Genomic DNA, 24,733 nt, shown 5'->3' with positions numbered 1-24,733 from the left:
CGCCGGTTTTCTCCGGGGCGTCCCCGCGGTCGACAATGGCGTCATGTCAGCCCCCGCCCACCGCAGCGCCACCGACGCCGTCACCGTCGCGGTGACCCGGCACGTCGCCCCCGACCACGAGGCCGAGATGCACGCCTGGCTCCAGGCGGGCGACACCCTGGCGCAGCGGTTCCCCGGCTTCCTCGGCACCGGCTGGGTCCGGCCCGCGGAGGACTCCACCGAGTGGCACATGCTCTACCGCTTCGCCGACGCCGCCTCGCTCGAGGCGTGGGAGTCGTCGCCGCAGCGCCGGTGGTGGCTCGACGCGGCGGCCGGCAAGGTCGAGCAGAGCCGGATGGAGCGACGTACCGGGATCGAGGGCTGGTTCGACGAGCCCACCACCACCGAGGTCGTCGGCCAGGCGCCTCCGCCGCCGGCCCCGCCCCGGTGGAAGCAGATGATCGTGATCTTCCTGGTCTTCTTCCCGCTCAGCCTCGGCACCAACTGGGCCGCCTCCCACCTGATCCCCGACTGGCCGCTGGTGCCGCGGGTGCTGGTGATCATCAGCGTGATGACCCCGCTGATGACCTACGTCTTCATGCCGTGGGCGACCCGGAAGATGCAGTGGTTCCTGCAGCCGGGGGGACGGCGGGATGAAGCCCGCCGAAACACGGCGACTTCCAGACGTAACGCGGGAGCGACGGGAGCGTAACTATCGGTCGATAGGTTCCTGGCTGTCCCCCTTCTGAGGAGTCGCCATGCCGAGCCAGGTCACCGACATCACCCCCGCCGCCGAGCTGCGGCCGGTGGGCCGCGTCGTGCTCGTGGTGGTCGACGTCCAGGGTGGGGGCGACCCCGACGCCCTCTCCACCGGGATGGGCTACATGGCCGGCCGGCTGGACCGCAACGCCGGCATCGTGGAGCTGGTGGCCGCGTTCCGCGCCAAGGACGTGCCCGTCGTCTTCATCCAGGAGGTGCACAAGCCCTCCCTGGTCGACATCGGCCGGGAGCTGGACGGCGCGGAGGGCGTGCACTGCGTCGAGGGCGCCCCCGGCACCGAGCTGCACCCCGGCCTGGACCCCCGGCCGGAGGAGTACCTGATCCGCAAGCGGCGCTACAGCGCCTTCTTCGGCACCGAGCTCGACCTCGTGCTGCGCGGCTACCAGGCGCAGACCGTGGTCCTGGTCGGCGGGATGACCGACGTCTGCATCCACTACACCGCGGTCGACGCGCACCAGCGCGACTACCACGTCCGCACCGTGACCGACCTGGTCCTCGGCTCCTCCCAGGAGCGTCACGACGCGGCCCTGCGGGCGATCACGTACCTGCAACGCGACGCCCTGGTGCCTCGCCAGGCGGTCCACGACTGGCTCGGAACTCTCGGCTGACCAGTCCCCGGCACGCGCCCGCAACGACGCGGGCGCCCTCTGCCTCCCCTCGACCGGCTCTTCGCGACCGGTCGGTCCGGCCCCACCCCTTCGTCGAGAAAGTCCCCGCCATGACTCTCAGCACGCGCTTCTCGCTCCTCGCCGTCTCCGCCCTCGCCACTGCCTCCCTCACCGCCTGCGGCAGCGGGTCCACCCCGGGCTCGACCTCGGGCTCGGCCGACACCGTGCTCAACCTCGCCCTGCTGGGCGACATCCCCACGCCCGACCCGGACACCGCGTACGACGGCACCGAGCTCAACCTGGTGAACAACGCCTACGAGGGCCTGCTGGCCTACGTGCCCGGCAAGGCCGAGCCGGAGCTCGCCGGCAAGCTCGCCACCGAGTGGTCGGCCAACGAGGAGAACACGGTCTTCACCCTCAAGCTCCGCGAGGGAGTCACCTTCCACGACGGCACCCCGTTCGACTCCTCGGCCGTGCAGGCCTCGTTCGAGCGACGGACCGAGGTCGGGGAGGGACCGTCGTACATGGTCGCCGGGGTCACGGAGGTCGAGACCCCCTCCGAGCACGAGGTGGTGATCACGCTGGAGGCCCCCAACTCCTCGTTCCTCGACCTGCTCGCCTCGCCCTTCGGTCCCAAGATGATCAGCCCGGAGGCGCTGGCCGAGCACCCGGTCACCGCCAAGGGCGAGGACTGGTTCGACACCAACGAGGCGGGCACCGGCCCCTACACCTACGGCACGTTCGAGCAGGGCGTCTCCTACGAGCTCGACGCCTACGAGGACTACTGGGGCGAGAAGCCCGGCTACGAGAAGGTCCGCTTCGACGTCATCTCCAGCATGTCCACCATCCAGCTCAAGCTGGAGAACGACGAGCTCGACGGGCTGATCGGCTACACCGACGCCCCGACCTTCGGCGCGATGAGCGAGGACGACGCCCTGGAGACCTACACCTACCGCACCATGCAGACCCCGACGCTCTTCGTGAACCCGAAGAGCCCCGCCCTCAGCGACCAGAAGACCCGGACCGCGTTCCTCGGCGGGATCGACTTCCCGGCGGTCACCGACGCCGCGCTCGGCGAGACCGGCGAGCCGACCACCGAGGTGTTCCCGCAGGGCCTGGTGCCCAGCGAGCTCAACCAGCAGCAGATCCCGGAGGACCCGGGTGCCCTGGAGCGGCTGGCCGAGGGGGCCCTGGAGGGCCGGACGATCCGGATCGCCTACCCCGAGTCGACCCCGGCGGCGAAGGCGCTGAGCGACAACCTGGCCGCCGTCCTCAACACCGCCGGGATCCGCGCGGAGAGCGTCGGCTTCGCGGCCGGCACCTACTACTCCGTGCTGGAGAAGGGCGCCGAGGCGCCCGACATGACCTTCTTCACCGGCTACCCCGACACCGCCCACCCGGACGCCTGGGGCTTCGTCTTCTACACCCCGTCGGGCGGCCTGGACCTCTTCGGCGCGGACGTGCCGGGCCTGGCGGACACGCTGGCGAGCGCGGTGGAGACCTACGACATGGACGCCTACGCCGAGGCGGCCTCGATGGTCAGCCGATCGGGCTACTGGTACTCGGTCGGCACGATGCTCGGCACGGTCGTCGCCCAGCCCGAGGTGCAGGGGGTCGCCGACGCCACCCACCCGGTGGTGACCGGCGTCCTCGAGCTGAACCTGCTCCACCCGGAGGAGTGACGCCATGCCCGCCACCTCACCCGTCGCGGCACCCGCGGCGACGTCGACAGGCCTACCGGCCGGCACGGCCGTGCTCTCGGTGGACGGTCTCACCGTCCGCTACCGGGGGCGCGGCACCGCTACCTCCACCGTCGCGGTCGACGACGTGTCGCTCGCGATCGAGCCGGGGCAGTGCCTGGGCCTGGTCGGCGAGAGCGGCTCGGGCAAGAGCACGATCGCCGCGGCGGTCCAGGGACTGCTGACCCGCGAGCCCGGCGTGAGCACGACCGGCACCGTCACGGTGCTCGGGCAGACGCTGGACCCGTCCGCGGAGGCGGGCTGGGGCGCGGTGCGCGGGCAGCAGGTGACCACGGTCTTCCAGGACCCGATGTCCTCGCTGGACCCGATGATGACCATCGGGCGGATGCTCGGACTGGTCACCGGGGACCGCGCGGAGAGCCTGCGGTGGCTCGAGGAGGTCGAGATCCGGGACCCCGCGGCGGTGCTGGGGAGCTATCCGCACCAGCTCTCCGGGGGGATGCGGCAGCGGGTGATGATCGCGCTGGCCCTGGCCCGCCGGCCGGCGCTCCTGGTGGCCGACGAGCCGACCACGGCCCTCGACGTGAGCGTCCAGGCGGAGATCCTCAAGCTGCTCACCCGGGAGCGGGCCGACCTGGGCTGCGGGGTCCTCTTCGTCACCCACGACCTCGGCGTCGCCCGGGCGATGTGCCAGGAGGTCACGGTGCTCCGGCGCGGCCGTGTGGTGGAGCACGGGACGGCCGACCAGGTCTTCGACGCCCCGCGCGCCGACTACACCCGGCGGCTGGTCTCCTCCCGGCTCACCCTGACCACGGACCGGAGCCGTCCCATCGGGGTGCCGGAGCCGACGGTGGTGGCTGCGATGGCCGAGACCGGCCGGCTTCCGGTCGCCGAGGTCGAGCAGCACTGGCAGGCTGGACGGCTCACCTGGGCCGACTTCGCGGCGCCGGCCGACCGGCCGCGCCGGCCCGCACTGGAGATGGTGCAGGTGACGAAGTCCTTCGCTACCGGCGGCGTCGGCCGGCGGCGGCGCAAGGAGGTGCTGCACGGGGTCGACCTGAGCATCGGCACCCGCGAGAGCGTCGCCCTGGTGGGGGAGTCCGGCTCGGGCAAGTCCACCATCCTGCGGATCGCCGCGGGGCTGGACACGGCCGACGACGGCGACGTGGTCGTCGACCGCAACCGCGGCGAGGGCGTCCAGGTCGTCTTCCAGGACGCCGGGTCGTCGCTCACGCCCTGGATGACGGTACGGGCCCTGCTCCTGGAGCGCCTCGGCAACTCGCCCTCGCACAGCCGGCTCGACCGTGGGGCGAAGGAGGACCGGGTCCGCCTGGCCCTGGAGCGGGTCGCGCTCCCGGCCGAGGTGCTCGACCGCCGGCCGGGCCAGCTGTCCGGAGGCCAGCGGCAGCGGGTCGCGATCGCGCGGGCCGTGGTCGTCCCTCCGGCGCTGCTGCTCTGCGACGAGCCGACCAGCGCCCTGGACGTCTCGGTCGCGGCCGGCGTGCTCAACCTGCTCAACCTGCTCCGGCACGACCTCGGGCTGCCGATGCTCTTCGTCACCCACGACCTGGCCGCCGCCCGGGTGATCGCCGACCGCGTCGACGTCATCTCGGCGGGCCGGATCGTCGAGCGGGTGCCCGCCGAGCAGCTCACCGACACCATGACCAGCGACTACGGCAGGAGGCTCCTCGATGCGGTCCTCGCCTGACACCCTTCCCGCGCCCGACGCGGTCCCGGCGACCCCCCGCCGTGCCCTGCTCCTCCCCGGACGGCTCGGCGGGGCACCCCGCGCCGCAGGCACCCGGCGGGTCACCGCCGAACGGGTCTCGTTCGCGGTGCTGGGCCTGGTCGTCCTCTCCGCGGTCCTGGGGCCGTGGCTCTCGCCGTACGGGTCGACCGTCCCGGCGGGCGCGCCCTACCTGGCGCCCCTGACCTCGGGTCACCTGCTGGGCACCGACAACCTCGGGTTCGACATCCTCACCCGCGTCCTCGAGGGCGCACGGACCAGCCTGTACGCCGCCGTGGTGGTGACCGCCGTCGCCGCCCTCGTCGGCCTGGTGGTCGGCACGGTCGCCGGCTACCACGGCGGCTGGATCGACGGACTGCTGATGCGGGTCACCGACCTCTTCCTCGCCTTCCCCGCGACCATCGTGGCGATGGCGATCGTGGCCGGGCTCGGACCCTCGCTCTCCTCCTCGATGATCGGCATCACCCTCGTCTGGTGGCCGCTCTACGCCCGGGTGGTGCGCGGCGAGGTCCGCCGGGTCGCCACCAGCCTGCACGTGGAGGCCGCCCGGATCAACGGCACCTCCGGCTGGCGGCTGCTGCGCCGGCACGTGGTGCCCACGGTCCTGCCGACGGTCCTGATCACCGCGAGCCTGGACATCGGCGCGGTGATCATGGTCCTGGCCTCGCTGGCCTTCGTCGGGCTCGGCTCGCCGGCACCCACGCCCGAGCTGGGGCTGATGGCCTCCGCCGGTCTCGACTACATCCTGAACGCCTGGTGGATCCCGATCATGCCCGGCCTCGCCGTCGGCGTGCTGGCCCTGGTCTTCAACTACGTGGGCGACGGCCTGCGCGGCGTCCTGCGCTCGAAGGGGGCCTGAGGCCATGCTCCGGTTCACCCTCTCCCGGCTCGGCTCGCTGGTCGCCGTGCTGCTCTCCCTCTCCGTCCTGGTCTTCGTGGTCAGCCGCTTCGGCGGCGGCGACCCGGTGCGGGCCTACCTGGGCGCCAACGCGTCGGCCGACGCGGTCGCCGAGATGCGCGCCGAGCTCGGGCTGGACCGGTCGATCCTGGTGCAGTACTGGGACTACCTGACCCGGTTGCTCACCGGCGACTTCGGGCTCAGCCTCAGCACCCGGCGCAGCGTGGCCGACGAGCTGGCGTCCCGAGTCCCGGCGACCCTGGAGCTCGCCGTGTGGGCGATCCTGCTCTCGGTGGTCATCGGCGTCCTGCTGGCCAGGGTCTACACGCTGGGCGGCCGGCTGGCGGGCGTCCTCCGGTTCGTCCTCTACAGCGCGGCCAGCGCGCCCTCGTTCCTGGTCGCCACCTGCGGGGTGCTGCTCTTCTTCGCCCAGCTGGACTGGCTTCCCGTCTCGGGGCGGACGTCGTACGGGCCCAGCGAGGGCCTGACCGGCCTCTACGTGCTGGACGGGCTGCTCACCGGGAACCCGGCGTACGCGCTGGACGCGGTGGCCCACCTGCTCATCCCGGCGGTCGCAGCGGCGCTCGGCCCGGGCGTGGCCCTGGCCAGGGTGCTCGCCGACGGCCTCGGCACCGCGATGGGGTCCGGCTACGCCCGGACCGCCCGCGCCCTGGGGGAGACCGAGGGCCAGCTCCTGCGTCGGCACGCGCTTCGCAACTCGGTGAGCCCGGCCATGAGCCTGCTGGGCGTGCAGATCGGGATGATGCTCTCCAGCCTGGTCGTGGTCGAGCAGATCTTCTCCTGGAACGGGCTGGGCCAGTACCTGGTCCGCGCCATCAACGCCTCCGACACCAACTCGGTCGCCACGATCGCCCTGGTGCTCGGCGCCTTCTACGTGGTCATCAACACCCTGGTCGACCTCGCCCAGGGAGCGATCGACCCCCGGGTCCGGCTCCGCTGACCGGTCCGCCGCGCCTGCTCCCACGCACTCCTCTCACCCTTTCCGCCTCGCACACCAAGGAGACCTGCCATGACGACCCAACCCGTGATCCGACCCGTGACCGACTGGACACCGGCGGAGGACCTCAAGCCCGTCGGCAACGTGGTGCTCGTCGTCGTCGACATCCAGGGCGGCGGGGAGAACCCGTTCGTCCCCGCCGAGCCCGGACAGGGGTTCATGCCCGACCGCGAGGACCGCAACCGGCGAGCCGTCGAGCTGGTCGACGCGTTCCGCGCCAAGGACGTGCCCGTCGTCTTCATCCAGGAGGTGCACAAGCCCTCCCTGGTCGACATCGGCCGCGAGCTGGACGGCGCCGAGGGCGTGCACTGCGTCGAGGGCGACCCGCGCACCGAGCTGCACCCCGGCCTGGACCCGCGGCCCGAGGAGTACCTGATCCGCAAGCGCCGCTACAGCGCCTTCTTCGGCAGCGAGCTCGACCTGGTGCTGCGCGGCTACCAGGCGCAGACCGTGGTCCTGATCGGGGGGATGACCGACGTCTGCGTGCACTACACCGCCGTCGACGCGCACCAGTACGACTACCACTTCCGCACCATCACCGACCTCGTCGTCGGCTCCGGCGAGGAGCTGCACGAGGCGGCGCTGCGCTCCATGAAGTACCTCCAGCGCGACTCCCTGGTCACCAGCCAGGCCGTCTACGACTGGCTCGAGACCGTCGCCCCCAGCACCCCCGCCAGCACCCCCGCCAGCACCCCCGCCAGCACCCCCGCCAGCACCGCTGAGATCGCCAAGGAGATCGCATGAACATCCAGGGCCGCACCGCACTCGTCGTCGTCGACTTCCAGGGCGGTGACCTGAGCGGCGACTTCTGCACCTACGACAAGGAGCAGCTCGACAAGGCGATCGCGATGGTCGACGCCTGCCGCGCCGCCGACGTCCCCGTGGTCTGGATCCAGGAGGTGCACAAGCCGCACCTGGCCGACATCGGCCGCGAGCTCGACGGCTCCGAGGGGCCGCACTGCCTGGAGAACGACCCCAACAACGTGATCGCCCACGGGCTCGAGCCGAGGCCGGAGGAGTTCCACATCCAGAAGCGCCGCTACTCGGCGTTCTTCGCCACCGAGCTCGACCTCGTGCTCAAGTCCTACGGGGTCGACAGCCTCATCCTGATCGGCGGCTTCACCGACGTCTGCGTGCTCTACACCGCCGTGGACGCCCACCAGCGCGACTTCTTCATCAACGTCGTCACCGACGTGGTCGCCGGGTCGAGCAAGCCGGCCCACGACGACGCGCTCAAGATGATGGACTACCTCCAGCGCAAGGCGCTGGTGACCTCCGACGAGGTCATGGAGTGGGTCGCCTCGGTGCCCGTGCCCGCGTGACCCTGTCGACCGCCGAAGGCCCGGGCCGGCCGCTCCGTGAGCCGCTGCCCCGGGCCTTCTGGGCGGTGTGGTCCGGCGTCCTGGTCCTCTCGATGGGCCGGTTCGTCGCACCGCTGCTGGCGACCTGGCTGAGCGGCGAGCGCCACCTCGACGCGATGACCATCGGGCTCGTCACCGCGACCTACGGGCTCGGCGGGGTGGCGGCCAGCCTGGGCGGGGGCTACCTCGCCGACCGCTTCGGCCGGCTCGGCGTCATCGCCGTCGGGCAGCTCTCCTCCGCGGCGCTGCTGGTCGTGCTGGCGCAGGCGCTGGACGTCGGGATGCTCTCCGTGGTCCTGCTCGCCTACGGGTTCGCCTCGCACCTCGGCAGCCCGGCGCTGAGCTCGCTGGTCACCGAGCGGGTCGCGCCGCACCAGCGCGAGCGCGCCTACAGCCTCTACGTCTGGGCGATGAACGCCGGGTTCGCCGCCGGCCCGCTGCTCGCGAGCTGGCTCGCGGGGTACTCGTTCGTGGTCGTCTTCTACCTGGAGGCGGTGCTGCTGCTGGTGGTGCTCGGGGTGCTCGTGTGGGCGCTCCGGGGGGACGCCCGGCCCGCCGCAGCGCAGCGGATCAGCCTGCGCGGCGCCTACGCGGTGGTCCTGCGTGACCGGGTCTTCCTGCTCTTCACCGCCACCATGACCGCCTACATGGTGGTCTACATCCAGGGCACGGTCACGCTGCCGATCGTGATGAGCCAGGAGGGCTACTCGATCTCCCAGTACGGGGTGCTGCTCAGCCTCAACGGCGTGCTGCTCTGCGCCTTCCAGATGCCGCTGGTGCGGGTGCTGGAACGGGTCACCAAGACGACGGCGCTGAGCTGGGCGGTCGCGCTCACGATGGCGGGGTACGCCGTCCAGGTGGTGGCGACCGAGTGGTGGCACTACGCGGTCGCCGTCGTCCTGTGGAGCCTGGGCGAGCTGGGGGTCTTCCCCGTCGCCGCCACCGTGGTGGCCGACCTGGCGCCGGCCCGGCTGCTGGCCACCTACCAGGGCTTCTACGGCATGACCTGGACCGTCGGCCGCACGTTCGCCGCGCTGCTCGGCGGGCTCGCGCTCGCCGCGCTCGGACCGCAAGGACTGTGGCTCTCCTGCCTGGTCGTGCTCTTCCTGACCGGGCTGACCCTGGTGCTCAGCCGCCAGGCCCGGACCGAGCGGGAGAGCGCCGGCCGGACCGCCGCACGGGCGGCGTACACCGTCACCGCGTGACCGTCCCGACTGCTCAGCCGACGATGCGCAGCACGGCGTCACAGGTCTGCGCGGCCACCGTCGCCCCGTCGAGGTCGGGCTCGTTGACCCGGCGCAGGAGCACGCCCTCGATCAGGGTCAGCACGACGTCGGTCACCGCGGAGGCGTCGTCGCGAGACCGCCCTGACTCCGCCAGGGCGTCCCCGACGAGCCGTCCGTAGGTACGCCGGAAGTCGCTGCCGGCACCCAGCAGGGTGTCGCCGACCTCGTCGCGCACGTCCGGCATGTAGCCGAGCAGCCCGATGTTGAACGCCGGTCCGCAGAGCCCGCGGACGTCGAAGTCGACCAGGACGGCGAGCCGCTCGTGGGCGGTGAGGGCGTCGTCGTCCAGCAGCGCCCGGGCGCTCTCGACGGTCGGGCGCAGGGTCTGTTGGAGCACCTCGACCAGGATGTCGGACTTGACCGAGAAGTGGGCGTAGAGGGAGGGCTGCTTGATCCCGGCGGCCCGGGCGATGTCCCGCGTGGTCGTCCGGGCGTATCCCTGGAGGACGAAGAGCTCGGTCGCCACGTCGATGATCCGCTGCCGGCCGCCGCGGGCCGGGGTCTGGTCGGTCACGGGAGCTCGCCGCGAGCCTGGGCGTAGCCGCGCGCGATCGCCCCGGCGAACCGCCAGTCGTCCACCGGCCACGGCCAGCGTCCCGCCGTCGCGGCCCGCTCCTGGGGCACCCCGTCGGCGACCAGGCCGCGGAGGGTGTCGGCCACCTGCCGCAGGTCGTCGCGCTGTGCCTGGACCCACTCCCGCCCGACGGGGAGCCCGTGGCCGGGGAGCACGCAGGTGCCGGGCCCGACCCCGGCCAGCACCCGGTCGATGGTCCCGGGCCAGTCCAGCGGGTAGCTGTCCTCGGAGTAGACGGGCGGCGCGGTCTGCTCGAGCAGGTCGCCGACCTGGACCAGGTCGGCGTCAGGCACGGTGACCACCAGGTCGCCCGCGGTGTGTCCTCGTCCGGGGTGGCGCAGCGTCACCGTGCGGCCGCCCAGGTCGACCTCGGTGCGCCCCTCGAACGCGTGGTCGGCGACGGTCACCTCGGTGGCCAGCACCTCGGGGGTCCTGGGGTCGGCGCCGGTGGTCCCCGACGCCCCCGAGACCGGCGAGAGCTCGAGGCTCTTCTTGAACCGGGCCGCGGAGGGGAGCGTGTTGGCAGCGGCCACGGCGGTCGCGTAGATCGGCACCGGGCCGTAGAGGTCGCGCAGCGCGGTGTTGCCGAAGGTGTGGTCGAAGTGCTCGTGGGTGTTGACCACGGCCACGACCTCGCCCAGGCCGGCGCGCCGCAGGTCCTGCACCACGCCGCGGGCGGCCCGGTCGGAGGAGTGCGTGTCGATCATCAGCAGGCCCTCGTCGCCGCCGACCACGGTGATGTTGACGTCGTACCACTCGTAGCGCGCCAGCCAGACCCGGTCGGCGACCTCGTGGAACCCGGTGTCGTATCCGTACATGTCCCATTCCTATCAGCGGATAGGCGCGGTGGTGGGTCGCTGATGTGTCGTCCGTGTTTCCTCTCCGCCGGACCGGGGGAGTGAGCAGGAATTTACCGGGCTGTTCGACGCGGGGCCGATCGCCGAAATCCTCCGGGAGCCAAATGGGAGGCACTTTCTGTCGATCGACAGAAAGCCGACGTCCCAGGAGCAGCCATGATCATCACCGGAATCGGCCTGACCGTCCTCCTGGTCCTCGCCGTCGGCATCGCCGTGGCGCGGAAGGTCGACGGCGACAGCGCCAACTACCTCGTGGCCGGGCGCCAGCTCGGGCTGCCGCTGGTCGCGGTCGCCCTGACCACCGCGGCGGTGGACAGCAACGCCACCATCGGCAACACCGACACCTCCGCCACCGCGGGGTTCTGGGCCGGCGCCTCGCTCGCCCTGGGCCTGGCGATCTGCCTGCTGCTCGCCGGGCTCTTCCTGGCCAAGCCGATGAACCGGATGGGCCTGCTCACCCTGGGTGACTTCTTCGCCCGCCGGTACGACCGCCGGGTCGAGGTCTGCGCCTCGGTGCTGATGATCGGCTCGTTCACCATCCTCCTCGCCGGCAACCTGGTGGCGATGGGGTTCCTGGTCGAGTACTTCACCGGGCTCTCGTACGCCGTCGGGGTGGTGCTGGCGGTGCTCCTGATCCTCGGCTACACGGTCGGCGGCGGGCTCTTCTCCGACGTCTACACCTCGGTCATCCAGGCGGCGCTGACCCTGACCGCGACCGTGGTCCTGCTGGTCTGGTTCACCTCCACGTTCGGCCTCTCCGTGCCCGAGGGCATGGGACCGTTCGACCTCGGTCAGCTCACCGACCCGGGGCAGGGCGCCGCGATCAACTGGGCCACCCTGGTCTCGCTGGGCATCGGCGACCTGGTCGCCATCGACTTCATGCAGCGGATCTTCGCCGCCCGCACCCCGGAGGTGGCCCAGAAGGCCTGCTTCATCGGTGCCGGCACGACCGCGGTGATCGGCACCGTGTGGTCGTTGATCGCCCTGAGCGGGGTGGACAAGCTCGGCATCACCGCCGACGAGGGGCCGGTGATCTACCAGCTGCTCGACGGCCACGCCCCGGCCCTGCTGGCGGTCCTGGTGCTCTCCGGCGTGGTCGCGGCATCCTTCTCCACCGCGTCGGGGGCGATCCTCGCCACCAGCGCGGTCGCCGTGCGCAACCTCTTCGGGGTGCGCCGGGAGGTGGCGCCGGGCCACGCCGACCCGCTGCTGCGCTGGACCCGTGCGGCGATGGTGCCGGTCGTGGTCGTCGGGGCGCTGCTGGCCCTGCGGGTGAGCCAGACCGGGATCCTGCTGACCCTCGCCTTCGACCTGATGCTCGCCTGTCTGATCGCCCCCTTCGTGCTGGGCCTCTTCTGGCGGGGCGCCACCGTCACGGGGGCGCTCGTGGGCGCCGGGGCGGGCCTGGTGGTCCGGCTCTTCTTCCTGGTGATGACGCCGACCCTCTACGGCTTCGACAACGACCTCCTCCACCTGCCCAACGACACCTTCACCGCGGCCTTCGACGGCTGGGCGACCCTGCTGGCGGCGGCGGTCGGGATCGGTGCCTTCGTGGTCGCCTCCCTGTTCACCACGGGTCACCACGCGGAGGAGCACGACCTGCGCACCCTCGACCGGACCCGGGTCCCTGAACCCGACGCGGTCTGAGCGGGGTCAGCCGGCGGCGACCAGCATCAGGGCGGCCTCCGCGATCCGGTCGGGGAGGTCGCCCGGAAGTCCCGCGGCGTCGGTCCGCCGGCGCTGCATGACGACGCTCTCCACGAGGGCGAAGACCAGCTCGGCGGTGGGCAGCGCCTCCTCGCGGCCGACTCCCCGGCAGCCGGCGACCAGGTCGACGTAGCTGTCGAAGAGGGCCTGGCGCTCGGCGTGGAAGGGGGCGAACCGCTCGTCCCCGAGCTCGGGAAGCAGGTAGAGGACGCCGAGGTTCTCCGGGCTGGTCGCCAGCAGACCGGCGTCGTACGCGCACAGCCTGCGCAGGCGCTCGGCCGGGTCCGCGTCGCCGGTGGCGAGCGTGGCGGCGAGCTCCCGGGAGGGTCGGACCGTGCGCAGCAGGAGGACGAGGAGGATCTCGTGCTTGCCCCGGAAGTAGTGGTACATCGTGGCCTGGGAGAGGCCCGCCGCCTCGGCGATCCGGTAGGTGCTGGTACCGCCGTACCCCTCGCTGCAGAAGAGCCGGGCAGCCGCGGACAGGATCTCCTCCTCGGTGCTCAGTCCGGAGGTGGACGGGCCGTTGCTCCGAGGGCGGCCACGGGTTGCCATGCCCGGACCCTACCCAGCACGCGCCGCCGGGCCGTTCTTTACACGGCGTTCACCTCGTCGAGACGGGAAGTGCGAACGGGCCGCCTGGAATATCTGTCAGTCGACAGAAAAGCAGCAGGAGGACGCCGTGCAGACCGCCGACAACACCGCCCCCGCCGAGCCGGGCACCAGCCGGCCAGAAGGCCAGCCAGACCGCGTCTCGGCGAGCCAGACGGGCACCACCCAGGGCGCCCGTGCCCACGCCCGGGCCCAGGAGGGCACCGTCGTGGACCACGGTCCGACCGTGCCTGCCGGCACCACCTCCGACCTGCCTGCGGGGGTGCGCGGCGACGACGTGGTCTGGTCCGACCGGTTGCCTCCCGGCGGCTACGGGCACCGGGTGCTCGCCGCCGGCACCCGGGTCCGGCTCACCGACCCGAGCGGCGAGGCCTGCGCCTCGGTCCTGCTCCACCACGCGGACATGCCGTGGGAGCGGCTCAACGTGGCCGACACGGTGAAGATCCAGTGGCAGGTCTACCCGGGCGGCGGCTACCTGCTCCTCAGCGACCAGGGACGGGTCCTGGCGACCGTGCTCGACGACACCTCGGGGCACCACGACACCCTCTTCGGCACCTCCACCCGGGACCGCAACGAGCGCCGCTACGGCGACGGCGCACCCGAGGGGCCGACCCCCGCCGGGCGTGAGCTGCTCGTGCTCGGCGCGGCCAAGAACGGGCTCTCGCGCCGGGACGTCGCCCCCAGCGTCTCCTTCTTCCAGGGCGTGCGGGTCGACGACGAGGGGCGGCCCGAGTGGACCGGCAGCGCCGGTCCCGGGCAGAGCCTCACCCTGCGCACCGAGCTGCCGGTCGTGCTGCTGGTCGCCAACACCGCCCACCCCCTCGATCCGCGTCCGGAGTGGACCTGCGGGCCGCTGGAGATCCTCGCCTGGCGGGACGCGGTCACCGCGCCGCTGGACCCGCTGTGGACCGCGACCCCGGAGGGTCGCCGCGCCTACGAGAACACCGCCGACCACCGGAAGGGACGGGCCAGCCGATGAGCGCCGTGACCACAGCAGACAGCACGACGTTTGTCCTGGGGCCGGAGGCCTCCCGCGAGACCGTCGCCCCCCGCGCGCCCTGGTCCCGGGTGCTCACCGCCGGCCAGGTGCTGCGGATCGTCGACCTCGACGGCAACCAGGCCGTCGACTTCCTCGCCTACGACGCCCACGACACCGAGCGCGCCTACAGCGCCCAGGCGACCCTGCAGGAGCAGGGGTCGATCTTCCTCACGACCGGGAGCGTCCTGCGCGACAACGAGTCCGCGCCGCTGCTCACCGTGGTCGCCGACGAGGTCGGTCGCCACGACACCCTGGGCGGTGCCTGCTCCAAGGAGTCCAACACGCTGCGCTACGGGCACCACACCTACGCCCAGCACGCCTGCGCCGACAACTTCCTGCACGAGCTCTCCCGGCACGGCCTGGGCAAGCGCGACCAGGTCTCCAACGTCAACTGGTTCATGAACGTGCCGGTCGACCCCGACGGCGCCCTGGGCATCGTCGACGGCATCTCGGCCCCGGGGCTCGGGCTGGCGCTGCGGGCCGAGAAGGACGTCCTGGTCGTCGTCTCCAACTGCCCGCAGGTCAACAACCCGTGCAACGGGTTCGACCCGAGCCGGGCCGAGATGATCGTGCACGACCGTGCCTGAGCAGGGCGGACGGACGGTGCGCCCCCTCACCACGGTCCTGGTCGCGAACCGCGGCGAGGTCGCCTGCCGGGTGGTCCGCTCGGCCCGGGCCCTGGGCCTGCGCACCGTCGCGGTCTTCTCCGAGGCCGACCGGGCCGCCGCCCACGTGCGGCTGGCGGACCGGGCGGTGCTGCTCGGACCCGCCGCGCCGGAGCGCTCCTACCTCGACGTGGAGGCGGTGCTGCGCGCCTGCAAGGAGACCGGCGCCGACGCCGTCCACCCCGGCTACGGCTTCCTTGCCGAGGACGCCGACTTCGCCGAGGCCGTGGAGGGGGCGGGGATCGCGTTCGTCGGGCCCACACCGGCGCAGCTGCGCGCCTTCGGCGACAAGCACACGGCGAGGTCGGCGGCGCTGGCCTGCGGCGTGCCGGTCTTCGACGGCACCGGGCTGCTCGCGGACGCCGACGAGGCGGTCGCCGAGGCGGACCGGATCGGCTACCCGGTGATGCTCAAGGCGTCCGGCGGCGGCGGGGGGATCGGGATGAGCGTGTGCCGGACCGCGGAGGAGGTGCGGACGGCGTACGGCCGGGTCCGCGGCCTCGCGGAGCGCAGCTTCGGCTCCTCCGGTGTCTTCGCCGAGCGGTACGTCGAGCACGCCCGGCACGTGGAGGTCCAGGTCTTCGGCGACGGCGCCGGGAGCGTGGTCTCGCTCGGCGACCGCGACTGCTCGCTGCAGCGCCGCCACCAGAAGGTGGTGGAGGAGGCGCCGGCGCCCGCCCTGCCGCCCGCCGTGCGCGAGCGGCTGCACGCCTCGGCGCGCCGGCTGGTCACCTCATTGGACTACCGCTCGGCGGGGACCGTGGAGTTCGTCTACGACCCGGTGCGTGAGGAGGCTTCGTTCCTGGAGGTCAACGCCCGCCTCCAGGTCGAGCACCCGGTCACCGAGCAGGTCACCGGCGTCGACCTGGTCGCCTGGATGCTCCGCCTGGCCGGCGGCGACGCGAGCTTCCTGGCGCCGCACCTGGGCACCGCCGCGGTCCCGGTGACCGGCCACGCGGTCGAGGCGCGGCTCTGCGCGGAGGACCCGGCCGCCGACTACCGCCCCAGCGCCGGCACCCTCACCCGGGTCGAGCTGCCGACCGGCGACGGGGTGCGGGTCGACGGCTGGGCCGAGACCGGCACCGAGGTGTCGACCGCCTACGACCCGTTGCTGGCCAAGGTGGTGGCGACCGGGCCGACCCGCGAGGACGCGTTCCGCACCCTCGCCCGGGCGCTCGACGAGGCCCGGGTCGACGGGGTGGAGGTCAACCTGGGACTCCTGCGCGGGGTGGTCCGCGATCCCGACGTGCTGGCCGCCACGCACACCACCTCCACCCTGGCCGGGGTCCGTGATCCCGGACCGCGGATCACCGTCGGCCGAGCCGGCCTGATGACCACCGTGCAGGACACCGACGGGCGTGTGGGCTACTGGCAGGTCGGCATCCCGCCGAGCGGGGCGATGGACGACCGCTCGCTCCGGCTCGCCAACCTCGCGGTGGGCAACGAGCCGAACGCGGCCGGGCTGGAGTGCACCGCCACCGGTCCCGAGCTGGTGGTCAGCCACGAGACCGTCGTCTGCGTCACCGGTGCGCCGGCCGCGGTGACCGTCGACGGGGAGGAGGTGCCGATGCACGAGCCGGTCGTGGTGCCCGCGGGTGCCACCCTCGCCGTGGGGGACGCCACCGCCGGGCTGCGCACCTACCTCGCCGTGGCCGGCGGCCTGGACGTCCCGGCGTACCTGGGCTCGGCCAGCACCTTCACCCTCGGGGGGTTCGGCGGGCACGGAGGCCGGGCGCTGCGACCCGGTGACGTGCTGCGACCCGGCCCCGCGGTCGGTCCGGTCGGCGGACCCGTCCCGGCGGCCCGGCGTGCCCACTTCGGCAGCAGCTGGGAGCTGGCGGTCACCGAGGGGCCGCACGCCGCTCCCGAGTTCTTCACCCGGGCCGACGTCGACCAGCTCTACGCGGCCACCTACGAGGTGCACTTCAACAGCGCCCGCACCGGGGTCCGGCTCGTGGGTCCCAGGCCCAGCTGGGCACGCAGCGACGGGGGAGAGGCCGGCCTGCACCCCTCGAACATCCACGACGTGCCGTACTCGGTCGGCGCCCTGGACTTCACCGGCGACACCCCGATCCTGCTCGGGCCCGACGGTCCGAGCCTGGGGGGCTTCGTCTGCCCGCTCACCGTCGTCTCCGGCGACCGGTGGAAGCTGGGGCAGCTGCGGCCGGGCGACACCGTCAGGTTCGTGCCGGTGCGGGGCGTGGACGCGCCACCGCCCCGCGGGCTGGACCTGGTCGACCTGGTCCCGTCCCGGGACGCCGACGACGGCGTCCTGCGTCGGCTGGACGGCTCGCACACCGGCGGGCCGGCGGTGACCTACCGACGGCAGGGCGACGACGCGATCCTCGTCGAGTACGGCGAGCCGGTGCTGGACCTCGCGCTCCGGGCCCGGGTGCACGCGCTGCACACCGCGCTGGCGGAGCGGGCGCTGCCCGGGATCCTGGACCTGACCCCCGGGATCCGGTCCCTCCAGGTGCACGTGGACCCGGACGTGCTGCCGACCTCCCACCTGCTCGGCCTGCTGCTCGAGGTCGAGGCGGAGCTGCCGCCGGTCTCCGAGCTGGTGGTGCCGAGCCGCGAGGTGCGACTACCGCTCAGCTGGGACGACCCGGCCACCCGGGAGGCGATCGAGCGCTACATGGCGGGGGTCCGGGACGACGCGCCGTGGTGCCCGTGGAACATCGAGTTCATCCGCCGGATCAACGGGCTGGGCTCGGTGGCGGACGTCTACGACACCGTCTTCGACGCCTCGTACCTGGTGCTCGGCCTGGGGGACGTCTACCTCGGCGCCCCGGTCGCGACCCCGCTGGACCCGCGCCACCGGCTGGTCACCACGAAGTACAACCCGGCGCGGACCTGGACCGCGGAGAGCTCGGTGGGCATCGGAGGGGCCTACCTGTGCATCTACGGCATGGAGGGCCCCGGCGGCTACCAGTTCGTCGGCCGCACCACCCAGGTGTGGCGGACCCATCCGCGGCCCGGCGAGGACCCGTGGCTGCTGCGGTTCTTCGACCGGATCAGCTGGTACCCGGTCGCCCCCGAGGAGCTGCTCGACCTGCGCGCCGACCTGGCCGCCGGCCGCTCCACGCTGGAGGCGACCGAGGGGACGTTCTCGCTCGCCGAGCACCAGCGGTTCCTGGCCGAGCACGCCGAGTCGATCGCCGGGTTCCGCTCGACCCAGGCCGCCGCCTTCGAGGCGGAGCGGGCGGCCTGGGTCGCCTCGGGCGAGCTGGAGCGGGCGGCGGCCGCGGAGGCAGCCGTGCTGCCCGAGCCGACGGAGGTCGAGCTGCCCGAGGGTGGCACCCGGGTGGACGCGCCGTTCGTGGCGAACGTGTGGAAGCTCGGAGTGGAGGTCGGTGACGTGGTCGAGCCGGGACAGGTGCTGGTCGTGCTGGAGGCGATGAAGATGGAGACGGCCGTGACCGCTCCCGTGGGCGGGGTGGTGGTGGCGCTGCCGGTCGGGCCCGGGGTGCAGGTCGCCCCCGGCGACGCGGTCGCCGTGCTCGCCCCGGCGCCGGAGGAGGGAGCAGCATGAGCGCCCGACCCGAGGTCTTCCTCGCCCGGCGCGCCGCCGCGGAGGTCGAGCGGGAGCTCGCCGCCGCCTCCGGGCCGCTCGCCGGTCTCCGACTGGCGGTGAAGAACAACGTCGACGTCGGCGGCTTCGTCACCACCGCCGGCTGTCCCGGCTTCGGCGACGGCCCGGCCGAGACCGACGCTGTCGCGGTGGCCCGGCTGCGCGCCGCCGGGGCCACCGTCGTCGGGGTCACCAACCTCGACCAGTTCGCCACCGGCCTGGTCGGCCAGCGCAGCCCGTACGGCGGGGTCCGCTCGGCGCACCGCCTCGGCCACGTCTCCGGGGGCTCGAGCTCTGGCTCCGCGGTGGCCGTGGCCCTGGGCGAGGCGGACCTCGCGATCGGGACCGACACCGCCGGCTCGGGGCGGGTCCCGGCCGCGTTCAACGGGATCGTCGGGGTGAAGCCGACGCTGGGTGTCGTCTCGGTCTCCGGGGTGGTGCCTGCCTGCCGGTCCTGGGACGCGGTGACGATCTTCGCCCGGGACCTGGACACCGCCGACGTGGCGATGTCCGTGATGGCGGGAGGGCCCGGCACCCGACCGTGGCCCGGCGACGCGCCGCTCGCCGCCCCGCCGACGGCCAAGGTGGCGGTCCCGGACACGCTGCCGTCGATGGCGCCGGGCTGGACCGAGGCGTTCCACGCGGCGGCTGACCGGCTCCGGGCCGACGGCTGCACGGTCGAGCCCATCCCGTTCGGCTCGTTCCTCGCAGCCGCCAGGCTGCTCTACGAGGGCGGTCTGGTGGCCGAGCGGCACGGCGCCGTCGGCGACTTCGTCGATGCCCACCTCGAGGACCCGGCGGCCGGGCTCGACCCCGTCGTCGCCTCGATCATCGGCGCGGCCGGCCGGGTGAGCGGCTCCCAGCTGGTACGCGACACCGCGCGGCTGGCGGAGCTGCGGGAGGTCTCGATGGCGGCGCTGACCGGCTTCGATGCCTTGCTCGTCCCGACGGCACCGTTCCACCCCACCGTGGCCGAGGTCGCCGCCGAGCCGGTGGCCGCCAACTCCCGGGTCGGTACGTTCACCAACTTCTGCAACCTCTTCGACCTGGCCGCGGTCGCGGTGCCGTCCGGGGTGGTGGACGAAGGCCCGGCCGGGCACGCCCAGTTCGGGGTGACGGTGGTGGCGCCGGCGTTCCACGACGCCGTCGCCCTCGACCTCGCGCGGCGGGTCGCGCTGCCCACCGCAGCGCCGGTGGACGCCCGGCCGGCGGCCGGACCGCTGCCCGCGCCCGCCCTGCCGTGGCCGGCGGTGGCCGTCGGTGCCGGGCAGGATCCGTTGGTGCCGGCCGTCGACCTGCTCGTCGTCGGCGCCCACCTCCCCGGTCAGCCGCTGGAGGGGGAGCTGCGCCGGCTGGGCGCCCGTTGGACGGGATCGGTCCGCACCGCCCCCGCGTACACCCTGACGGCGCTCGACACCACCCCGCCCAAGCCGGGGCTCACCCGGGTCGGTGACGGCGGGCGGGCGATCGAGGGCGGTCTCTGGACCCTTTCGAAGGGGGCGCTCGGTCGGTTCCTGGCTGACCTGCCCCGCCCCATGCTGCTGGGTCGGGTGGAGCTGGCCGACGGCCGGTGGGTCGTCGGCTTCGGCGCCGCCCACGACGCCGTGGCCGCGGGACGGGACGTCACGGCGTACGGGGGCTGGCTCGCCTGGCTCGCGGACCTGACGGCCCACCCGACCTCGCACCCGAGCAGGTCGGGCTGAGCGCTCAGGTCAGGGTGCGGGGACGAAGTGGGTCGGTCAGCTCTTGGGCCGGACGTCGAGGACGACCTCGAACTCCAGCAGGTCGGCGCCGGTGGCGACCGGCTTGGCCCGCTCGCCGGCGTGGGCGGTGCGGGCGTCCCCGTCGCGCCAGGCGACGAACGACTCCTCGTCGGCCCACTCGGTGAGGACGAAGTAGCGCAGGTCCCCACCCGTGGGGCGGAGCAGCTGGAAGCCGAGGAAGCCCGGGGACTTCTCGACCGAGCCGGCGCGGGCTGCGAAGCGCCGCTCCAGCTCCTCCGCGGAGCCCTCGGGGACGGTGATGGCATTGATCTTCACGACGGACATGCTCCGAGCCTACAAACCCCCCGCTCGCTAGCGTGAGAGGCGTGGACACCACGACGCTGACCAACCTGCTCCTCGTGCTCGTCTTCGTGCTCGTCGGGGGAGTCTTCGCGGGCACCGAGATGGCGATCGTCTCGCTGCGCCCGGGTCAGGTGCGCCGGATCCGGGCGAGCGGGGCGCGGGGCGCCCGCACCGCCGACCTGGTGGAGGACCCCAACCGCTTCCTCTCCGCGGTGCAGATCGGGGTGACGGTGGCCGGGTTCTTCTCCTCGGCGTACGGCGGCGCGACGATCGCGCCCGACCTGGCCCCGGTGCTCGCCGGCTGGGGCCTGCCCGAGGGGGCTGCCGACACGGTCGCGCTGCTCCTCATGACGCTGCTCATCGCGTACCTGTCGCTGGTCCTGGGCGAGCTGGTGCCCAAGCGGCTGGCGATGCAACGGGCGGTCGGCTTCACCACGGTGCTGGCCCCGCCGCTCAACGTCTTCGCCACCCTCGTGCGGCCGGTGATCTGGCTGCTCTCCAGGTCGACCGACGTGGTGGTGCGGCTGCTCGGGGGCGACCCCGACGCGGTCGAGGAGGAGATGACGCCCGACGAGCTGCGCGACACCGTCGAGGGCCACCGCGGACTGCGGCCCTACCACCGGCGGATCCTCACCGATGTGTTCCGCTCGGGCGACCGGCGGCTGACCGCCGTGATGACCCCCCGTCCCGACGTCACGTTCCTCCACGGCGACCACACGATCGCCGAGGCCCGGGCCGACGTCGCGGACTCCTCCTACTCCCGCTACCCGGTGCTCGGCGAGGACGTCGACGACGTCGTCGGCTTCGTCCACCTGCGCGACCTCTACACCGCGACGCCGGAGCAGGAGGGGCGACCGCTGGCGAGCATCGCCCGGCCGCTGGCCGTGCTGCCCGGCACCAACCTGGTGCTCGGCACGCTCGCCCAGATGCGGCGCGAGCAGCAGCACCTGGCGCTGGTCGTCGACGAGTACGGCGGCACGGAGGGGATCGTCACCCTGGAGGACCTCGTGGAGGAGCTGGTGGGTGAGATCTACGACGAGTACGACACCGGCTACGACCCCGAGGACACGATGCTCGAGCAGGGCGACACGGTCACCGTCGACGGCTCCCTCAACATCGGGGAGTTCTGCGAGCTGACCGGACTCGACCTGCCCTCCGCCACCTACGACACCGTGGGCGGCTACGTGGTCGACCGCCTCGGCCGGCTGGGTGTCGTCGGCGACCGGGTCGAGGTGGACGGTCTGGTCCTGGAGGTGGTGGAGGCCAGCGAGACGCGGATCATGCGGGTCCGGATCAGTCAGGCGCAGAGCGGTGCGGAGGGGGACGGATAGGCTCCGTCCCGTGGCCGACTCCGAGATCTCCCAGACGCTTGGCATCCCCGCCGCCCCCCTCCTGGAGGGGTTCACGCACCTGCACAGCGGCAAGGTGCGCGACCTCTACCGGATCGACGCCGGGGAGCACGCCGGCAACCTGCTGATGGTCGCGAGCGACCGGATCTCGGCCTACGACTTCGTCCTGGACACCACCATCCCCGACAAGGGCGAGATCCTCACCCGGATGTCGCTGTGGTGGTTCGACCAGCTCGCCGACCTGGTGCCCAACCATGTGGTCTCCACGCAGGTGCCGGCCGCGGTGGCCGGCCGTGCGGTGGTCTGCGAGCCGCTGGAGATGTTCCCGGTGGAGTGCGTGGCGCGCGGCTACCTGACCGGCTCGGGTCTGGCGGACTACCGGGCCACCGGCGAGGTCTGCGGCATCGCGCTGCCCGACGGCCTCGAGGACGGCTCGCGGCTGCCGGAGCCGGTCTTCACCCCCGCCACCAAGGCCGCCCTGGGCGACCACGACGAGAACGTCTCCTACGACGCGGTCGTCGCCACCATCGGCGACGAGGCCGCCGCCGAGCTGCGGCGGCTGACTCTGGGGGTCTACGCGCGGGCCGAGCAGGTCGCCCGGGAGCGGGGGATCGTGCTGGCCGACACCAAGCTGGAGTTCGGCCGCCGGGCCGCCGGGGGCCCGGCCGGCAACGCCGGGGTCACGGTCCTCGGCGACGAGGTGCTCACCCCCGACTCCTCCCGCTTCTGGCCTGCCGACGCGTGGCAGCCGGGCCGCACCCAGCCGTCGTACGACAAGCAGATCGTCCGCAACTGGCTCACCGGCCCCGACTCCGGGTGGGACCGCGCGTCGGGCGAGGCGCCCCCGCCGCTGCCGGACGAGGTGGTCGCGCACACCCGGGCGCGGTACGTCGAGGCCTACGAGCGCCTGACCGGGGAGCGGTTCTAGTCCCATGGGCTTCACGGTCAGCCACGACTTCGACCGCCCCGTCGACCGGGTCTTCGACTACCTGGCCGACCCCCGGAATCGTCCAGCCTGGCAGGCTAGTCTGCGCGCCGTCGAGCTGCGCACCGACGGGGATCCGGGCGTCGGCACGCGCTGGTACGACCTCACCTGGGTGGGGCTGCGCCCGCTGATGGAGATCACCGCCTGGGAGCAGAACCTGCGGTGGGTCGAGCTCGGCCGGTGGCGTGGCCTGGAGGTCACCCTCGACCTGCTCTTCACGCCGCTGGACGAGCACCGCACCCGGGTCCGGGCCACCACGGTGACCACGGGGGTGACCACTGCCAGCGGCTGGCGCCGGAGGCTGGGGCGAGGGCTGGACCTGGTGGGTCCAGGGGCCGCTCGCCACGACCTCCGGCGGGCCGCCCGGCTCTGCTGAGCTCGACTACCTCACTTGGGGGTGAGGACCAGGGTCTGCATGTCCCCGTGGTCGGTCACCGCGATCTTGCCGTTCCGCACGTCGATGCCCCGGAACGAGTGGCGGTTGCTCGCCGGCGCGCCTGCCGACATGGCCAACGTCTCCCACTTGTCATAGACGGTGGCTGCGATGGTGCCCCCGGCTGCCCAGGTGTCGAGGTCGACCCTGCCGATCCGCGCCCGCGAGTTGAAGTCCTCGTCGGAGAGCGTGAACCACAACCACTTGCCGGAGACAGTGATGGAGTGCGTCTCCAGGCTGTCGTCGGTGGTGGTCCGCATCGAGCTCCAGCTCTGGGCGGCCTTGTCGAACCGGAGCACCCGGTTCCCCTCGTACTCGTTGAAGTAGACCGCTCGGCTGTCCGTGGCGATCTGCCAGGCGACCGCGCCGAACGCGGGCAGGGGGGAGTCGGGAGCGTCGTGGGTGGCCGTCAGCGTGTTGGTGGCGGGGTTGAAGCGGCGCAGCTTGCGGTCCGCCCAGTTGGTGAACCACAGGGTGTCCAGGCCGGCGTCGTAGGCAAGGTGTGTGGCACCCGGAGGGATCGCGCTGGAGCCACGGTGGACGCAGTTCGCACTGGCATCGGCCTCCTGGGTGCTCGTGCACTGGAGAGCCTTGATGGTCTCCATGGTGACTGCCCGCCTCCACCTGTTGTCGTTCTCGCTGAGCCGCGGGTCGCCACCGAATTCCAGGTTGTTCTGGCAGTTGCTGCCCAGCCCGGCCTCCTTGACCCAACCGATCGTGGAGTACGTCCCGGGAGCGAGCCCACTGGTGAGGTGATCGCCTTGGGACTCTGCGAACCAGATCCGGTTCCGCTTCGTGTCGTGGGCCAGGCCGATGACCTGGTTGTCGTCACCCGGCAACGGCACCACGCAGGCGGTGTACGGCGCGGTGGTGGAGTAGCGGACCAGCAGGGAATGGTTGAACTGGCCGTCCTTGCCCTGGCGTCCACCCAGTGCGGCCCACACGCTGGTCGGGGTCGCGATCACGGACTCACCGAGCTCGCTGGCCGAGGTATACCCGCCCCACGTGCTCTGGAACGGCTGGGTCCAGCCCAGCAGAGTCCCGTTCTGGACGTAGGTCTTGAGCGGCACGTTGAGGGTGCTCATCGTGGCGCTGGCCGCCGTCGAGCGGCCCAGCTGCATCGCGAACTCGCCGAGCGTCCAGGCGGCTCCGCTGCTGTCCAGGGCGACGTCGAGCGGGTGCCCGGCGAGCTGCGTGCCGTGGCCCAACCTGGCCGGCTGCACCGTGAAGGCGGTGCGGTGGTCGGTGGTGGTCCACGCGACCGTCCGCTCGGACACCGGTGCGGCCTGCACACCCGGTCCCTGGACGGCGATAGCGGCAACCGTGGTCGAGGTGAGCGCTGCGAAGATGCGCAGCGCGCGCTTGTGTGACATGAGTTCACCCTCCCTGCGACGGACCCCGATGACCCCTCGCCCATGCACAGTGGCAGAACCAGGGGGGCGGTGACGAGGAGTCCACGGCCGCGCCCCCGTGGTCGTCTCACCGAGGGGAGAAGATC

General features: G+C 72.9%; 22 protein-coding genes. 17 read left to right on the top strand and 5 right to left on the bottom strand.

Annotated features, from left to right (window positions below; genetic code table 11):
* The first annotated feature begins 43 nt into the window (after positions 1 to 43).
* The 9 genes from AC3X7R_RS03310 to AC3X7R_RS03270 all read left to right on the top strand — a co-directional run bounded on the left by AC3X7R_RS03310 (position 44) and on the right by AC3X7R_RS03270 (position 9,296).
* The gene (locus AC3X7R_RS03310) at positions 44 to 691 is read left to right on the top strand and encodes an antibiotic biosynthesis monooxygenase (protein WP_489964133.1); all 648 of its coding nucleotides are present in this window, start codon (positions 44 to 46) and stop codon (positions 689 to 691) included.
* 46 nt (positions 692 to 737) lie between these two features.
* The gene (locus AC3X7R_RS03305; RefSeq protein WP_489964132.1) at positions 738 to 1,367 is read left to right on the top strand and encodes a cysteine hydrolase family protein; all 630 of its coding nucleotides are present in this window, start codon (positions 738 to 740) and stop codon (positions 1,365 to 1,367) included.
* A gap of 110 nt (positions 1,368 to 1,477) precedes the next feature.
* Positions 1,478 to 3,049, top strand: a complete 1,572-nt coding sequence (locus AC3X7R_RS03300; RefSeq protein ID WP_489964131.1) for an ABC transporter substrate-binding protein — start codon at positions 1,478 to 1,480, stop codon at positions 3,047 to 3,049.
* Positions 3,050 to 3,053: 4 nt separating this feature from the next.
* The gene (locus AC3X7R_RS03295; protein ID WP_489964130.1) at positions 3,054 to 4,775 is read left to right on the top strand and encodes an ATP-binding cassette domain-containing protein; all 1,722 of its coding nucleotides are present in this window, start codon (positions 3,054 to 3,056) and stop codon (positions 4,773 to 4,775) included.
* Entirely contained in the window at positions 4,759 to 5,673 is a 915-nt protein-coding gene (locus AC3X7R_RS03290) for an ABC transporter permease (protein ID WP_489964129.1), read from the top strand. Before AC3X7R_RS03295 ends, AC3X7R_RS03290 begins: the two co-directional genes overlap by 17 nt.
* A gap of 4 nt (positions 5,674 to 5,677) precedes the next feature.
* Positions 5,678 to 6,673: an ABC transporter permease gene (locus AC3X7R_RS03285; protein WP_489964128.1), complete on the top strand. Its 996-nt coding sequence runs from the start codon at positions 5,678 to 5,680 to the stop codon at positions 6,671 to 6,673.
* A 69-nt stretch (positions 6,674 to 6,742) separates the two neighbouring features.
* Positions 6,743 to 7,474, top strand: coding sequence for a cysteine hydrolase family protein (locus AC3X7R_RS03280; protein WP_489964127.1), 732 nt, complete (start codon positions 6,743 to 6,745; stop codon positions 7,472 to 7,474).
* Positions 7,471 to 8,052: a cysteine hydrolase family protein gene (locus tag AC3X7R_RS03275; protein ID WP_489964126.1), complete on the top strand. Its 582-nt coding sequence runs from the start codon at positions 7,471 to 7,473 to the stop codon at positions 8,050 to 8,052. Before AC3X7R_RS03280 ends, AC3X7R_RS03275 begins: the two co-directional genes overlap by 4 nt.
* Positions 8,049 to 9,296, top strand: coding sequence for an MDR family MFS transporter (locus AC3X7R_RS03270; RefSeq protein WP_489964125.1), 1,248 nt, complete (start codon positions 8,049 to 8,051; stop codon positions 9,294 to 9,296). The genes AC3X7R_RS03275 and AC3X7R_RS03270 overlap by 4 nt, the downstream gene beginning before the upstream one ends.
* A gap of 13 nt (positions 9,297 to 9,309) precedes the next feature.
* On the opposite strand, the gene AC3X7R_RS03265 is transcribed toward AC3X7R_RS03270, so the two are convergent.
* Positions 9,310 to 9,891, bottom strand: a complete 582-nt coding sequence (locus AC3X7R_RS03265) for a TetR/AcrR family transcriptional regulator (protein WP_489964124.1) — start codon at positions 9,889 to 9,891, stop codon at positions 9,310 to 9,312.
* Complete coding sequence (locus AC3X7R_RS03260) at positions 9,888 to 10,769, bottom strand: MBL fold metallo-hydrolase (RefSeq protein WP_489964123.1); 882 nt, start codon at positions 10,767 to 10,769, stop codon at positions 9,888 to 9,890. Before AC3X7R_RS03260 ends, AC3X7R_RS03265 begins: the two co-directional genes overlap by 4 nt.
* 195 nt (positions 10,770 to 10,964) lie before the next feature.
* Here AC3X7R_RS03260 and AC3X7R_RS03255 point away from each other — a divergent pair, with 195 nt between their 5' ends.
* On the top strand, positions 10,965 to 12,455 hold the full coding sequence (locus AC3X7R_RS03255; protein WP_489964122.1) for a high affinity choline transporter 1: 1,491 nt from the start codon (positions 10,965 to 10,967) through the stop codon (positions 12,453 to 12,455).
* 6 nt (positions 12,456 to 12,461) lie between these two features.
* On the opposite strand, the gene AC3X7R_RS03250 is transcribed toward AC3X7R_RS03255, so the two are convergent.
* Positions 12,462 to 13,067, bottom strand: coding sequence for a TetR/AcrR family transcriptional regulator (locus AC3X7R_RS03250; protein WP_489964121.1), 606 nt, complete (start codon positions 13,065 to 13,067; stop codon positions 12,462 to 12,464).
* A 127-nt stretch (positions 13,068 to 13,194) separates the two neighbouring features.
* On the opposite strand from AC3X7R_RS03250, the gene AC3X7R_RS03245 reads away from it, so the two are divergent.
* From AC3X7R_RS03245 to atzF, 4 genes are read left to right on the top strand one after another with little or no spacing between them, the layout of a single operon-like run.
* Complete coding sequence (locus AC3X7R_RS03245; RefSeq protein WP_489964120.1) at positions 13,195 to 14,103, top strand: urea amidolyase associated protein UAAP1; 909 nt, start codon at positions 13,195 to 13,197, stop codon at positions 14,101 to 14,103.
* Complete coding sequence (locus tag AC3X7R_RS03240; protein ID WP_489964119.1) at positions 14,100 to 14,750, top strand: urea amidolyase associated protein UAAP2; 651 nt, start codon at positions 14,100 to 14,102, stop codon at positions 14,748 to 14,750. Before AC3X7R_RS03245 ends, AC3X7R_RS03240 begins: the two co-directional genes overlap by 4 nt.
* Positions 14,743 to 18,363: an urea carboxylase gene (uca, locus tag AC3X7R_RS03235; protein ID WP_489964118.1), complete on the top strand. Its 3,621-nt coding sequence runs from the start codon at positions 14,743 to 14,745 to the stop codon at positions 18,361 to 18,363. Before AC3X7R_RS03240 ends, uca begins: the two co-directional genes overlap by 8 nt.
* Complete coding sequence (gene atzF, locus AC3X7R_RS03230; protein WP_489964117.1) at positions 18,360 to 20,105, top strand: allophanate hydrolase; 1,746 nt, start codon at positions 18,360 to 18,362, stop codon at positions 20,103 to 20,105. The genes uca and atzF overlap by 4 nt, the downstream gene beginning before the upstream one ends.
* Positions 20,106 to 20,141: 36 nt before the next feature.
* On the opposite strand, the gene AC3X7R_RS03225 is transcribed toward atzF, so the two are convergent.
* Positions 20,142 to 20,450 carry an antibiotic biosynthesis monooxygenase family protein gene (locus AC3X7R_RS03225; protein WP_489964116.1) on the bottom strand — a complete coding sequence of 103 codons (309 nt, stop codon included), beginning with the start codon at positions 20,448 to 20,450 and terminating at the stop codon, positions 20,142 to 20,144.
* A 41-nt stretch (positions 20,451 to 20,491) separates the two neighbouring features.
* On the opposite strand from AC3X7R_RS03225, the gene AC3X7R_RS03220 reads away from it, so the two are divergent.
* From AC3X7R_RS03220 to AC3X7R_RS03210, 3 genes are read left to right on the top strand one after another with little or no spacing between them, the layout of a single operon-like run.
* A complete protein-coding gene (locus tag AC3X7R_RS03220; protein ID WP_489964115.1) occupies positions 20,492 to 21,799 on the top strand; it encodes a hemolysin family protein in 1,308 nt (435 codons plus the stop codon).
* Between the two features lie 10 nt (positions 21,800 to 21,809).
* Positions 21,810 to 22,745 carry a phosphoribosylaminoimidazolesuccinocarboxamide synthase gene (locus AC3X7R_RS03215; protein ID WP_489964114.1) on the top strand — a complete coding sequence of 312 codons (936 nt, stop codon included), beginning with the start codon at positions 21,810 to 21,812 and terminating at the stop codon, positions 22,743 to 22,745.
* 4 nt (positions 22,746 to 22,749) lie between these two features.
* A complete protein-coding gene (locus AC3X7R_RS03210) occupies positions 22,750 to 23,178 on the top strand; it encodes an SRPBCC family protein (RefSeq protein WP_489964112.1) in 429 nt (142 codons plus the stop codon).
* 11 nt (positions 23,179 to 23,189) lie between these two features.
* Here AC3X7R_RS03210 and AC3X7R_RS03205 read toward each other — a convergent pair whose 3' ends face one another.
* Positions 23,190 to 24,608, bottom strand: a complete 1,419-nt coding sequence (locus AC3X7R_RS03205; protein ID WP_489964111.1) for an NHL repeat-containing protein — start codon at positions 24,606 to 24,608, stop codon at positions 23,190 to 23,192.
* Positions 24,609 to 24,733 lie beyond the last annotated feature (125 nt).

Source organism: Nocardioides sp. Z22_16 (genome assembly GCF_058134365.1).
The sequence above is the reverse complement of the archived record's forward strand: the minus strand, read 5'-3'. Positions and strand labels throughout refer to the sequence as shown.

Coding starts and splice junctions, on each gene's coding strand:
- AC3X7R_RS03310 (WP_489964133.1), top strand. CDS start 44: ATGTCAGCCCCCGCCCACCGCAGCGCCACCGACGCCGTCACCGTCGCG.
- AC3X7R_RS03305 (WP_489964132.1), top strand. CDS start 738: ATGCCGAGCCAGGTCACCGACATCACCCCCGCCGCCGAGCTGCGGCCG.
- AC3X7R_RS03300 (WP_489964131.1), top strand. CDS start 1,478: ATGACTCTCAGCACGCGCTTCTCGCTCCTCGCCGTCTCCGCCCTCGCC.
- AC3X7R_RS03295 (WP_489964130.1), top strand. CDS start 3,054: ATGCCCGCCACCTCACCCGTCGCGGCACCCGCGGCGACGTCGACAGGC.
- AC3X7R_RS03290 (WP_489964129.1), top strand. CDS start 4,759: ATGCGGTCCTCGCCTGACACCCTTCCCGCGCCCGACGCGGTCCCGGCG.
- AC3X7R_RS03285 (WP_489964128.1), top strand. CDS start 5,678: ATGCTCCGGTTCACCCTCTCCCGGCTCGGCTCGCTGGTCGCCGTGCTG.
- AC3X7R_RS03280 (WP_489964127.1), top strand. CDS start 6,743: ATGACGACCCAACCCGTGATCCGACCCGTGACCGACTGGACACCGGCG.
- AC3X7R_RS03275 (WP_489964126.1), top strand. CDS start 7,471: ATGAACATCCAGGGCCGCACCGCACTCGTCGTCGTCGACTTCCAGGGC.
- AC3X7R_RS03260 (WP_489964123.1), bottom strand. CDS start 10,769: ATGTACGGATACGACACCGGGTTCCACGAGGTCGCCGACCGGGTCTGG.
- AC3X7R_RS03255 (WP_489964122.1), top strand. CDS start 10,965: ATGATCATCACCGGAATCGGCCTGACCGTCCTCCTGGTCCTCGCCGTC.
- AC3X7R_RS03250 (WP_489964121.1), bottom strand. CDS start 13,067: ATGGCAACCCGTGGCCGCCCTCGGAGCAACGGCCCGTCCACCTCCGGA.
- AC3X7R_RS03240 (WP_489964119.1), top strand. CDS start 14,100: ATGAGCGCCGTGACCACAGCAGACAGCACGACGTTTGTCCTGGGGCCG.
- atzF (WP_489964117.1), top strand. CDS start 18,360: ATGAGCGCCCGACCCGAGGTCTTCCTCGCCCGGCGCGCCGCCGCGGAG.
- AC3X7R_RS03225 (WP_489964116.1), bottom strand. CDS start 20,450: ATGTCCGTCGTGAAGATCAATGCCATCACCGTCCCCGAGGGCTCCGCG.
- AC3X7R_RS03210 (WP_489964112.1), top strand. CDS start 22,750: ATGGGCTTCACGGTCAGCCACGACTTCGACCGCCCCGTCGACCGGGTC.
- AC3X7R_RS03205 (WP_489964111.1), bottom strand. CDS start 24,608: ATGTCACACAAGCGCGCGCTGCGCATCTTCGCAGCGCTCACCTCGACC.